At 54.3% G+C, this 12,624-nt stretch carries 9 protein-coding genes; all 9 read right to left on the reverse strand.

Annotated features, from left to right (window positions below):
* Nucleotides 1-32: 32 nt before the first annotated feature.
* Complete coding sequence (locus PS2015_RS13930; RefSeq protein ID WP_237113336.1) at nt 33-1,094, reverse strand: hypothetical protein; 1,062 nt, start codon at nt 1,092-1,094, stop codon at nt 33-35.
* 36 nt (nt 1,095-1,130) lie between these two features.
* Nucleotides 1,131-2,534, reverse strand: a complete 1,404-nt coding sequence (locus tag PS2015_RS13935; protein WP_058022799.1) for a COG4315 family predicted lipoprotein — start codon at nt 2,532-2,534, stop codon at nt 1,131-1,133.
* 108 nt (nt 2,535-2,642) lie between these two features.
* Nucleotides 2,643-3,575 carry a hypothetical protein gene (locus tag PS2015_RS13940; RefSeq protein ID WP_058022800.1) on the reverse strand — a complete coding sequence of 311 codons (933 nt, stop codon included), beginning with the start codon at nt 3,573-3,575 and terminating at the stop codon, nt 2,643-2,645.
* Nucleotides 3,572-4,804, reverse strand: a complete 1,233-nt coding sequence (locus tag PS2015_RS13945; protein ID WP_058022801.1) for a cytochrome c — start codon at nt 4,802-4,804, stop codon at nt 3,572-3,574. The genes PS2015_RS13940 and PS2015_RS13945 overlap by 4 nt, the downstream gene beginning before the upstream one ends.
* Nucleotides 4,805-5,035: 231 nt before the next feature.
* Nucleotides 5,036-6,133, reverse strand: a complete 1,098-nt coding sequence (locus PS2015_RS13950) for a hypothetical protein (RefSeq protein WP_058022802.1) — start codon at nt 6,131-6,133, stop codon at nt 5,036-5,038.
* A gap of 38 nt (nt 6,134-6,171) precedes the next feature.
* Nucleotides 6,172-7,575 carry a hypothetical protein gene (locus PS2015_RS13955; protein WP_058022803.1) on the reverse strand — a complete coding sequence of 468 codons (1,404 nt, stop codon included), beginning with the start codon at nt 7,573-7,575 and terminating at the stop codon, nt 6,172-6,174.
* Nucleotides 7,576-7,610: 35 nt separating this feature from the next.
* Complete coding sequence (locus tag PS2015_RS13960) at nt 7,611-8,945, reverse strand: DUF1552 domain-containing protein (protein WP_058022804.1); 1,335 nt, start codon at nt 8,943-8,945, stop codon at nt 7,611-7,613.
* 88 nt (nt 8,946-9,033) lie between these two features.
* Nucleotides 9,034-10,635, reverse strand: coding sequence for a DUF1592 domain-containing protein (locus tag PS2015_RS13965; protein ID WP_058022805.1), 1,602 nt, complete (start codon nt 10,633-10,635; stop codon nt 9,034-9,036).
* Between the two features lie 675 nt (nt 10,636-11,310).
* Nucleotides 11,311-12,615 carry a c-type cytochrome gene (locus PS2015_RS13975; protein WP_237113337.1) on the reverse strand — a complete coding sequence of 435 codons (1,305 nt, stop codon included), beginning with the start codon at nt 12,613-12,615 and terminating at the stop codon, nt 11,311-11,313.
* Nucleotides 12,616-12,624: the final 9 nt, after the last annotated feature.

Consider the following 12,624-nt stretch of genomic DNA (forward strand, 5'->3'; position numbering starts at 1 on the left):
TGACGCCATACGCAAACGCCTGCCGGTGGTTACTATTTGTCAGGGTGTATGATGTAGACCTGGGTCAGAAAGATCTCCGCAGCGCCGGAAATCGCCGTATTCGCCCCGGTTTCAGGGTCAGGATAGGCATCTGCCAATCGTCTTAATGCACGATACTCGGAGGCTGCGGACACGGCACCGTAACTCTGGTGATGAGCGCCCCAGTTTCTGTTAAGGCGGTTTGTCCAGTTATCGACTCCCACATATCCAGCAAAGATGCCCTTTGCTTCAGTCGGTGTCAGGTCAAGCCTGAGCTGGAAATCAAAAACGTCGTAATGACCCACAAAACGCATGGCCCATGGCACCTTGGCTTTTTTGATCGGCTCGGTAGTCAACACACCATCGACGATCTTGCCGCGCGCCTCGGAAATAAAGCTCTGCCCCCAACGCACATCGACGCGTTGCGAACCACCCGCCACAAAACCCTCTCCCGTGGCGTCAGTGAACAGATCATCCAGGCCTCGGTACGTCGTCACAATGACCTCATCATCATTCATGAGATCGTCAACACCGGTGATCTCAATCATCCACCGGTTGTAATTGTGGCCGACGGCAAAAAGGCTTTCGAAATGCACAAACTGTCCGTCACTGCGCCAGCCCGGCGTACAGCCGATGGCCCGTTGCAACTGATTATCTATTCCTTCAACACCTTCCGGACTTCTGAAATCATCCGAATCAACCCTGCCATCAAGATTCATTCCATAAGCGACTTCGCCTTGCGCCTCGTAATAGGGAAATGATTCTTCCGAGATTTCGGGGTGCCACATGCGACCCTCGCGCATGAGTCGTGTCTCCTGGACGGTCCACTCCCTTTCGCCGTCCATCGGGAACAGTTCAGCGAACTGCTCTCGCACCCCGCTCGCGTTCAGACCCTGCGGACACTGTATCTCGAGGCCATCGTCTTCATAAATCACCCAGGCCTTATGTGTCAGCACATAGCCGATGCGACCACCCGCAGGCGCCTCGGCTGTCAATGCGCCAGCAGCCGCCAGCGTGCTGATAAACAGCACAGAACTCAGCATAGGTGTTGCTCTACCCGCCCAGAAACGTGTCATACGATCTCTCCTTAATGGATAACGGTAGGGTCGAATTTATCGACGGAATGCGTTACCTGAAAAAATATCTCGCAATACAAACGCGTTGTACCCATTACGCCGGCCGTAGAACTCGCCAAACGCGTCACCATGTGTATCGCCTGGTTCCAGATCTCCCTTATAGGTGTAGACCGGTCGCTCCCGATACGCCCAGACATGCAGCACGTCGTCGTCATCAGCGGTGGCGCGGCGCCCGGTATACGGGTTAATGGCCATCACACTCCACAGAGTGCTCTCGCTGCGGGCACCTGCCTGCGCAACAACATAGGGGAAAGTTTCAAGACAAAGTTCGGGATCACCACTGCCACATATGGCCATTCGATATTCTTGAGGCGTGTCAGGATGATCGCAGGCAAGTTGAGCCATGGAGTCATCATGACAGCTGTAAATGTAAACCGTCTGCCCACGGGAGTCAGCCAGCGTCTGCCCGCCAAAGTGTGCGTCCTGCACAGTAAACTCATCCGGCGGCGTTACAGCACGCTGCGTGTATACATTATGCCACCCGGGTACATCACCCCCGTCAAAACTGCGGGTTTGGGTATCCTTGTTATAGGTGTAGAGCGGACGTCCTCTGAAGGCCCATTGATTGACGCCTGAAGGATGTTTGATGATGGTCCAGTCAGTGCTGTTGCCCGCCACCCTGGGTGCTCGAACCGGCGTCCAGTCAGCAAGACATTCCCGAACACAATTCGAGACATTGGGTTCGTCGCCATCCCACATGTATACCGAGAACGACGTATCCGTTACCAGCAGTCGCCCGGTGGTACTCGAAAGCACCTGGAAGCCCGGCGGGATATTCGGTGGCGGCCCTACAGGCTCACGCACGACACCACCATCGCCCCCTGATGAAATTTTGGTGCCGCCCAGAACGTCGCCGGGTCTTTTATCCAGCATCGAGGTATACAGCGGAAAGCCGTCATAGGCCCATTGTCTGGAGCCATCAGCCCGATCGACCAGCGTCCACTTACCAATAGCCCTGGCATCCTCGGATGCCAGCACGGGCGGCCAGACTGCGGTACAACTCACACTTTGATCGGCGTAGGGCAGCACCAGACCTGCAGGGTATGGACTCATATACCCAACTTCAACCCGCAGAATCTCGTCTGTACAGTTTGAACCGCCGTTTGCCCTGTCACCGGTAGAACCGTTGCGCAGCGCTCTGACCGGCCATTTGTACAACGTCATTCCTTGTGCATTGGCATACACCGGTCCATCCAGTGGGGTGGGTATCACCTGTATGCCGGGCGGTACGTCTTCCCGTATATAGGATTCCTGTGCATCACTGCTTGCTGATTGCCAATATCGCATCCTGTCTGGTGTTTGTGCGACCGCACTTGCAGCGCTCAATAAGGAGGCACTGGCGACCACAAAAGCCACCGTCAGAAAGTTATTCAGATACATGCCAATGAGTTTCCTTTTATTATAGTTAGCAGGCTGTCAGAGCTCGTGCAGGTCTGCACAATGTGACCATAACACACGCCTTCCGGCAACCTCGATTATGACAAATTCTCAAATCTTTAGAACAGGTTCTCCACGCTCAGCGCAGGGTCTTATTCTAGCGACATATTGCCGTAGCGGGGCTTCAATATTCGTTTCCAGCAATACTCCTTTTTCCTCTTCGCGCAGCATGACAATCAGCTTGGTACCGAGCACATAACTGCTCCATGACGCCACATACTGCCTGTTGTACGCATCATCTGGATCAGTGCTTGTATTATCCCCGGCACCAAGCTGCTCCAGCGCCTTGTAGACGTCTTTGGTCATGGCATCACGTTGCGAAACAGAAGAACTCATGAATTCTTCCACGGCCTGGTTTATTGCGTCGCCCTGTTCGTTGTTTCGATACGCGGCAAAAAAGATCGAGGCCATGAAATGCCGCTCAATGTTTTCATCACTGATACTGCTTCGATCACTGTGCCGGGAGGTTGTGGAATATTTATCCATGAAGGCTTTTATACCATGAATAAAATGCTGCATCTCAGGTGAGAGATTTGTCGACGTCGCGAGCTCACCCTTGGCATTTGTTTCAATTGCATAGTCAAATACATCGAGCCTTTTCCCGCGAAACCTCTCAACGTCAACGCCTGTGTTATAGATCTCATCCAGTTTTACCGCAACAAGCCAGTACCCGGGCTCTATCCTTGGGATAGAAACGCTCACTCTTGCCGATTCCGGGGTCATATATCCCACAAATGAATCGATGAAATACGTATAACCTCCATCGGGGTGAATTATCCTTGGTGCCCATCCGTTATGAAAAGCATGATGAGCGAAGCCCTGAAATATCAGGTCATCGTTATTCAGAAACCCTCTGAACATTTCATCTTTATCAAAATGGGTTTTGTTCTGTGCCCATGACTGCTGCCGGCTCCACTCAAGTGAAAGCCCGGCTATAACTGCCGCGCTCCGCAAACCCACCTGAAAGAACCTTCTTCTGTTCATCGCTGGCGACGCACCTGTTCTGCCGTGACAACGCTACCGCTGTTGGTCCAGGCGTTACGAATATATGTCAGCACCTCGGCCACCTCACTGTCAGTCAGCGTGTCATAGTATGACTCCATGGCCTCCCAGCGCCGGGCCTGCCACTGCGGCGATACTGGCTCATGCGGCAGCTGTGGGCCGTACAGCGTAATATTGATCAACGAGGCCGGATCCGGCGCCAGCGCAACGGCACTGCCCACCAGCGGCGGCCCCGTGGTAATCGCGCCCTCGCCATTCGGCTGGTGACAGATACCACAATGCACGTCATACACTATTTCGCCGCGACGCATGACATCCGGCGCAGGCTTGCTCACGGACATGTTCTGCTCAAGGGCTGGCAGGCTCTTCAGGTAAACCGCCATGGCTATTATATCTTCGTCATGCAGGTGGCTGGTGCTATTCAAAACCACTCGATTCATCGGCCCAAAAACACCGGCACGCTCGCTGAAACCGAGTTTAAGGTACTCCTCTATCTGACCGTTGCTCCACAGCTTTAATCCGCTGCCGGCCTGAGTCAGGTTCGTGGCAGACCAATCCAGGAACTTACCGTCCACCTCGTCACGATAAGTCGCCCCCGTCATTGCCAATTGCTGTTTTTCATTGCCGAGTAACCCGCGAGGTGTATGGCAGGCGCCGCAGTGCCCCAGGCCCTCCACAAGATACGCGCCTCGATTCCATTGATCAGATTGACCCGTTGCAGGCACAAACCGGCTCTCGTCAAAAAACAAACGCTTCCAGGCCCCGATCAACCAACGTTGATCAAACGGAAACCGAAGCGCGTTATCAGGTGGTACAAATCTTACCGGGGGGATACTCATCAAATAGTTATACAACAGATCAATATCTTCATCAGATATGAGTGTGTATGACGTATACGGAAAGACCGGATACAGATGACCACCATCAGGCAGGATCCCCTTGCGCATGGCATTGGCGAATTGCTCGTTTGACCAGCCTCCTATACCCGTTTCAACATCAGGCGTAATGTTAGTCGAATATATCCGTCCGAACGGCATTTCGAATGGCACACCACCAGCCAGGTCAGGCCCTGTGTCGCTGGTATGGCAACTGATGCAACCGCCCGCGTACAGAATATACTGGCCCGGATCGATTGAGTCGCGCGCTGCAACCACGGATGAAACCGGCAATAGAAACAGCGCTATGCTTGCGTTGCTGAGGGCTATAAACATTTGACGTGTAACCCATCGGCAAGTAACAGCGCTTCTAAAACAGAGCAGAATGAATCTGGCATCCGACATACGATCCCTATTTTGCTGCCGCCTGAGCGCGCACCAAAAAGCGTGCGGGCCCCGAAGGATCCGCACGTTATGCTATTGTTGTTTCCATTGCCAAATGGTTTTTAGCAGCATATCAAGGGGCTTGCTGGAGTATCTGATGTGCTCCGCGCCCCTTGGCACTGCTCACTGGCCCCGGGGCTCAGGATGCAGGACGTAGACCTGGGTCATGGTTACTTCAACGGCCGAAGAAATGGCTGTGTTGGCACCCGTCTCAGGATCAGGATATGCGTCCGCCAGTCGTCGCAGGGCAGCATACTCAGAGCCCGAACCACTCTGTCCATAGTTCTGATGGTGCATGGACCAAGTAGTTCTGAATCGGTGATTGAACTGATCGATATCAACATAACCACCCAGCAGGCCTGTTGCCTTCTGCGGCGTCAGGTTGAGTTGCAGCCGCAGATCACGGAACAGGTGGAAACCTCCCGTCACACCGCCTTGCGACCACGGGAATTTGACTTCCGGGAAGGACTCGGTAATCAGCACGCCATCCACAATTTTGCCTTTAACCTGATTAATAAAGGGCTGGCCCCAACGCATGTCGACCCGCTGTGTGCCACCCGATACAAAGCCCTCTCCGGTAGCATCCGTCGACAAAGAATCCATTCCACGATAAGTGGTTACGGTCACGTCGTCATCATTCACCAGGTCTTCAACGTCCGATATCTCAATCATCCACCGGTTATAGGCGTTGTTGATCATGAAGTCGTTTTCAAAGAACCAGTACGGTCCATCTTTTCGATAACCCGCGGTACAGCCAAGCGCCCTGAACAGCTGATTATCGATGCCTTCCTCGCCACTGGGGCTGGTGAACGAATCCGGGCCGATTTTGCCATCAAGATTCAGTCCATACGATATTGGACCTTGTGCTTCATAAAACGGCAGATCTCCGTAGATATCGGGTAGACCGGATTCATTGTGAAACTGGTAACCCTCCACCTTGAGTCGTGTATCGACAACTGACAGCTCACCGTCAGCCGCAGCGAATTCATGGGCAAACAGTTCTCGCGAACCCCTGCCATTGATGCCTTGAGGACATTCTGTACGTTCGTCAGTTACATACATGGCCCAATGTCGCTCAGTCAGTACGTAACCGATTCGGCCATCCCTGTGGTGCGGCTCAGGCAGCTCGGCGGCAGCCTTGCCAGCCATTGCCAGAACGCTGCCCAACAGTGCAAACGAAAGCACCTGGGACGTTTTGTTACCAGCCCGATGTTGTGCCATTGTTCTTATCTCCTTCGTCGTTGGCGGTTTCATCGCGTTCATCGACGGAATTCGTTATTTTGATAAACATCTCTCAGCACAAACGCCTTGTAACCATTGCGACTGCCGGTGAATTCACCAAATGCATCACCATTGGCATCACCCGGCTGCTTGTCACCAGCGTAGGTGTACACCGGTCGCTCACGGTAGGCCCAGACATTCAGCGCACCTTCCTGACCCGCTTCGGCACGGCGTCCCGTCATGGGATCTATGGCCATAACGCTCCACAGAGGGCTGTCACTTTTGGCATTGGGCTGCGCCACTACATAGGGGAAGGTCTCAAGACAGCGCTGAGGATCACCATTGCCACAAATGGCCATGCGATACTCTTGCGGTGTGTCAGGATGATCACACGCCAATTGTGCAATCGAATCGTCCCGGCAGTTGTACAGATATACCGTCATTCCACGAGAGTCGGCCAGAACCTGCCCGCCGAACCAACCGTCCTGCACTGTGAATTCGTCAGGCGGGGTTACATCGCGCTGCGTGTACACATTATGCCATCCGGGCACATCGCCACCATCAAAGCTGCGAGCCCGCACATCATTGTTGTGCGTATACAGCGGCGCACCCCTGAATGCCCATTGGTTGACACCAGAGGGATGCCGCACGATCGACCAGTCTTCACTGTCAGCAGAAATGCGCGGTGCTCGAACAGGTGTCCAGTTATCCAGACATGTGCCTACACAATTCGATACGTTGGGCTCGTCTCCGTCCCACCGATATACCGAAAACTCACCATCCGTCACCAGCAGGCGACCGGTTGATGAGGAGATTACCTGGAATCCTGGCGGTACATCAGCCGGCGGGCCCGCGGGTACGCGGACAACACCACCATCTCCACCCGAACGAATCTTGGTGCCACCCAGAACATCCCCCGGCTTCTTGTCGAGGTTAGAGGTATACAGAGGGTAACCGTCGTAGGCCCATTGCAGCGAGCCATCGGAACGCTCGGAGAGCGTCCATTTGCCAACTTCCTCTGCATCCTCGGGTGCAAGCAGGGGAGGCCAAACTTGCGTGCAGCTTATTTCCTGGTCGGCATAGGGCAACACCAAACCAGCCGGATATGGACTCATGAAGCCGACTTCCGTGCGGAGAATTTCGTCCGTACAGTTGGAGGAACCGTTGCTCCGGTCGCCGGTTGAACCATTGCGAAGTGCAATCAATGGCCATGTGTACAGGGTACGCCCTTGGGCGTCGGCATACACCGGACCATCCAGGGGTGTCGGAATCACCTGTATTCCGGGCGGTACTTCCTCCCGGATATAGGGCTCCTGCGCGTTACTGGCCGCTGATTGCCAGTAACGCATATCGTTTGACGTTTCGGCAGCAGCCAGTGTGGCAGTCACGGCGGACGCGCTGGCTACAGCAAAAACAAACGTCTGAAGTTTATTCAGGTACATACTAGTGAGTCTCCTTGAGAGGTCAAACAGACCCGCTATGCCAGCACGTCGCCGATCACGTCAGATGTCTCGTTGCTCAGCGTACCCCAAGACCGTCTGTCAACACCCATCAAGCGCAGCGCCGTATAACCGACCTTGGCCACCGAACCGCCGGCCAGGTCAATATGGTTACCGCTCTTGACGGTGCCACCGGCGCGACCCGCCAGGAACACAGACATACCGTCAACCACATGCGTACGTGCGTAACCGACATCCGTTGTGCCAAGAATCAACACATTATCCAGCAGCGTTCCATCACCTTCTTTAATATTCTTGAAGGCTTGCACGAAGTCTACCCATGACTCCATGGCGCGGCGTGTGAAGAAGGACGCATTCGGCTGATAGCCAAGCACCGGATCCACCGGCTCTTCGTGCGTACATGTGTGGTGGGGGATGTCATAACCTGGACGGATAGTCGATGCGAAACCGGCAGAGTACGTCATGTTGAATACACGTGTCTGGTCACAGGCAACGGCCATTGCCATCAGATCAGCCATAATCTTGTGACGAAGCTTCACCGACTCTACAGACAAGTCCATGGGCAGACCATCCGCCAATTCCTCTGGGCGCACACAGCTTTCGATGGGCTCTGGCTTGGTGAGGCGCTGATCAAACTGACGCTCCAGTTGACGCAAGCCTGTAAAGTACTGATCAAGTCGTTCACGGTCGGCAACACCGACTGTCTTCATCAATGATCGCTCCTGATCCATTACGGCAGACAGAACGCTTCGGCGCGCGATAACGCGGGTATCCTGCTGGAAGTCATCCGCATTCGGATCCTGGAAGTCAACCCCGAACAAACGTCGGTAGAGCGCCAGAGGCGACCATTCAGGTGCGTTCGGTGTAGTTGCGTTGTAGTAGCTATAGGTGTCTCGCGCATCAGCAGTCGCAGTCGCGCTCAGGTTATTGAAGCGCGTAGCGTTACCGATCTGCTTGGCAATGGTCAAATCGATGGTTTCTGTCGGACCTGCACCCGCAGCAGGCGCAATCCCGGTGCGGGAAACTACCCAACCCGTAAAGTGGTTGCGGTTCGGAGAGGCGTCTACAAAGGCGGTGCCGTTGGTGAACAGATTGACGTCATCGCGAATGGGCGCCCAGGATTCAAGCTCTTCAGGCAGATCGTAGTTAGGACCATAGTTCCTGGGTATAAACTTGTCGCCGCTGCCGCCGAGACCATATCCCCAGGTTCCGAAACGCACAGGCAGAGGCGCACCGGACGCCAATGCAGTGCCATTGCCGTTCAGAAAGTAGTCAAGGTAGGGCAGTGCAACTGCCACGCCAACACCTTTCACCGTACCTTTCAGGAAACGCCTTCTATCCCACTTACTCATGATTCTTCTCCTTCTCGCAAACTTGTTGGTTTCTTATACGTAAGCATCTAACCTTCACGAGCCACGCTGCAGCCAGCAGGGTATTGCGCTAGCGCGAGCCTGACGCCGCTAACAGATTCTCTTCGACCGGGTTCTTTTGGATCCGCGAGAAGGAATTGCTTAACGCGATTGTTCGCAATAAGCCGCGTAGTTGATAGCCGTTGTCGGCAAACGTTTGATTGAAATACTCCAGCACCGGGCGCGACTCAATTGCAGGGGGCGCACCAGTGGCATAGCTGTAAACTCGCTGCACCAGGCAACGAGGCAGTTCAGGGTTTTCACGAAGAGCCGCACCAAGACCGATAGCTCCTTCGAACTCGAACCCGTCGAGGCCGCCGGACACGTCGATAATGGCGCCATTTTCAGTCAAGCGGAAAGCTCCAGCACCGTCAAACTGCTCCAGCGACAGACCGATTGGGTCAGTGATCCGGTGACAGCCTGCACATGACGGCGTCTCCAGGTGGGCAGCGACACGCTGGCGCTGCGTTGGGTAGTGCGCATCAGGCATTGTTACGACGCTAAAATCAACGCCGGGGGGCGGCTCGGGAACAGTCTGACACAGGAACTGTTCACGCAGTGCCATACCGCGCTCGGTCACAGAGCTACGGCCAGGGTGTGAGGTCAGCGCCAAAAAGCTCACCTGGGTAAGAAGACCCGCGCGGGGGCTATCCTCTTCGAATGTGTAGGGCGTCCAGCCCGGCTCTGCAGGCACACCGTATACCGTTGCCAGATTCGGTGACATAAAGGTCGATCGCGTAGTAAAAAGGTCTCTGTAGTCCTGATCTTTTACAAGCGTGTGATCAATAATCGTACGCAGAGTTTGCTCACGCGCCTCGCGCGCCGTCACGCTGGTGAATTGCGGATAAATGTTGGGATCTTTGGTAAGCGTCGCAAATTCGTCAAATACCAGCATGTCATCAAAGAAGGCTCTCATTCCTTCTACCAGACGCTCACTTTGCAGCATTCTGTCGACGGCGCGCTCTATGCCACCTGGCGCCAGCAGATCTCCACTTTCAGCAGCAGCCAGCAATTCTGTATCTGGACCAGCATTCCACAGGAAGAAGCTCAAGCGCGAGGCCATAGAGTAAGCATCCAGACGCAGCTGCCCCGGGCTGGCCGGATCGGGCTCTACAGTTTCGATAACAAACAGCGTTTCGGGGTGAACCAGCAACGCTTCGAGCACAACCTCGATGCCAGCGTAAAAATCTTCCAGCTCTTCGGCAGCAAACCTGGCCTGCTCAGTGAAAACACCGACCTCTTCCTCGGTTAACGCACGACGGAACAGAAGGCGGCCCACGTCAGACAAGAATTGCGCTGCACACGCATCATTCGGACCATTCAGTGACTCAGGTCGACAAGGGATGAGGTGGTTACGATATCTGACATCTACAACCTGGCTGGCCACATTGGAGGCCACGGCTTGAACAGTCTGAACCTGCCCGCTACTGACACCTGCAGTGGCAAGGCTGTTGGAGAGCAGCCCTTCAGTTCGCGTCACGGGCGCAAACTGCGCAGGTACGTCAATACCCGGACCAAAAATGTAGCTCAACGTGTTCTTGTACTGATCTGCCGTGATCAGCTTGGTTAATGCCTCTGTTCCCGGGGTTTCGGGCTCAGGATCTGAAGGCGAGCAGCCAATCAGGACTGTCATGGCCAACACACCTATTGCAGTACCGCGAATCGCGCCAGTAAGACACCGCCTAAACCTCGGAGTTGATTGCCCCATCACAAAACTCATCGTGCTATTTCCCCTTCGGCCATCAAATTTAACATGGACAGTTATTGTTTTCTCAAGCGTCTCAGATTTATACGATACATGTCAACCCTATTTAGACGCATTCACGTCACCTAAAGCAGCAGCGCACTGGTATTAATAATTTCCGAAAAAAAACCTGCACTCGCTCGCAGAGCCGTATGGCGCGTGGCGGACAGCGGCTTTAATACTCGCCAAACCAACTCCTTTAGCGATACTCATTAAGCCTATAACTATCAAAATGCGTGTCACTTATGATGTTTACTACTTGCTGAATCGTGCAAAAATGCGAGGCTGGCGATTGTCTGGCGCCTACCTGAGAGTACAAAAGGGGAAGGGAACCACCGAAGTCTCTGATGGCGGGCAGGAATCAAACAGCCTGCTCAACATTCATCATGAAAGGGCGGTTAAAGCTGTATCAGTTATCGCCATGACGCTGTAGATTGCGACAAAGAACCCGGACTATATGGCCGATCAGAATGCAATCAGCCCGCATGACCTTGCTGAAGGTCGTGCGGGCTGATTGCAGATCAGCGACTGCTCAGGCAGGTCTCCACCTCAACCTACACTCTGTCAGCGCTGCCTGGCGACCTGCTCTGCAGTCACGGCGCCTGCCTCATGTCCCCATGATGCGCGAATGAAACTCAGAATGGCTGCCACCTGTTCATCACTCAATATATTCTGGAAAGGCTCCATGTGTATCCACTGGCTGGCCTCCCACTCCCTCGAAGGATGGATATGCGGGCGCTGACCTCCATACAGGGTAACATTGATCAGCGACTGTGGATTTGCATCCAACACTACAGGGTTGCCCACCAGGGGCGGCCCCTGCTCGCGCGCACCCAGCCCTGTGGGCAAGTGACAGCTGCCGCAATGAATGTCGTACTGTAACGAGCCAGTACGCAAGACATCCGCTGAAGCAGGAGCACCACTGTCCTGCGCATTGGCCGGCAAGCTTTTCAGGTATACAGCCATCGCGCGCACATCTTCTCTTTCCAGATGGCGCGTACTGTTGACCACCACATCATTCATCGGCCCGTAAATACCAGAACGATCGCTGATACCCAGCTTAAGATAGTCCGTTATATCGTCAATGCTCCATGCAGCCAGACCACTGACATCTGAAGTCATATTCGGTGCCGACCACTCCGACCACTTCCCCTCGACGCGATCCATATACACTCCGCCGGTCATCGCAAGGCCGCTGTTCTTCGCACCCAGGAAGTTTCTCGGCGTATGACATTCGCTGCAGTGACCCAGCCCCTCGACCAGGTAAGCGCCTCGATTCCATTCCGCTGATTGCTCAGGATCAGGTTCGAACGGGGTCGAGTCCAGAAACAGCATCTTCCAGAAGCCCAACGCCCAGCGCTGATTGTAAGGGAAGCCGAGACTGTTCTCCGGCGGGGTGTAGTTCACCGGCTCAATTGTCCGGAAGTAAGCATATATAGCTTCCATATCCTGATCATTGATCAGGGCATATGAGGTGTAAGGGAAGACCGGATACAGATGTTTACCGCCGGGTGCTTCGCCCTCTCTCATCGCTTTGGCGAAATCCTCGAGGCTCCACTGGCCAATACCTGTCTCTGGATCGGGGGTAATATTAGTGGAATATATCGTTCCGAATGGCGTCTCAAACGGGCGGCCGCCCACAAATGGCGCACCATTTTCTTCTGTATGGCAGGTCACACAGCCGCCGGCAATGGTCAGGTACTCGCCTCTTTGCTCCAGCTCTGACAACTCAGCCGCGGCCGCAGAACCCGACACACTTGCCAAACCGATGGCAATGCCCGCCGCCAGAACCATACTACTGAACATGCGGGACATGTATGCGCAAGATAGCTCGCCAGGCCCGCGGCACATTGGTTGAAACGTTTTCATTTTTACTCC

Source organism: Pseudohongiella spirulinae, assembly GCF_001444425.1.
Taxonomy (GTDB): Bacteria; Pseudomonadota; Gammaproteobacteria; order Pseudomonadales; family Pseudohongiellaceae; genus Pseudohongiella; species Pseudohongiella spirulinae.

Bases quoted from the DNA above. Each gene is read 5' to 3' on its own strand.
- PS2015_RS13965 (WP_058022805.1), bottom strand. From the start codon at position 10,635: ATGACAGTCCTGATTGGCTGCTCGCCTTCAGATCCTGAGCCCGAAACC.
- PS2015_RS13935 (WP_058022799.1), bottom strand. From the start codon at position 2,534: ATGTATCTGAATAACTTTCTGACGGTGGCTTTTGTGGTCGCCAGTGCC.
- PS2015_RS13940 (WP_058022800.1), bottom strand. From the start codon at position 3,575: ATGAACAGAAGAAGGTTCTTTCAGGTGGGTTTGCGGAGCGCGGCAGTT.
- PS2015_RS13975 (WP_237113337.1), bottom strand. From the start codon at position 12,615: ATGAAAACGTTTCAACCAATGTGCCGCGGGCCTGGCGAGCTATCTTGC.
- PS2015_RS13930 (WP_237113336.1), bottom strand. From the start codon at position 1,094: ATGACACGTTTCTGGGCGGGTAGAGCAACACCTATGCTGAGTTCTGTG.
- PS2015_RS13960 (WP_058022804.1), bottom strand. From the start codon at position 8,945: ATGAGTAAGTGGGATAGAAGGCGTTTCCTGAAAGGTACGGTGAAAGGT.
- PS2015_RS13955 (WP_058022803.1), bottom strand. From the start codon at position 7,575: ATGTACCTGAATAAACTTCAGACGTTTGTTTTTGCTGTAGCCAGCGCG.
- PS2015_RS13945 (WP_058022801.1), bottom strand. From the start codon at position 4,804: ATGTTTATAGCCCTCAGCAACGCAAGCATAGCGCTGTTTCTATTGCCG.
- PS2015_RS13950 (WP_058022802.1), bottom strand. From the start codon at position 6,133: ATGGCACAACATCGGGCTGGTAACAAAACGTCCCAGGTGCTTTCGTTT.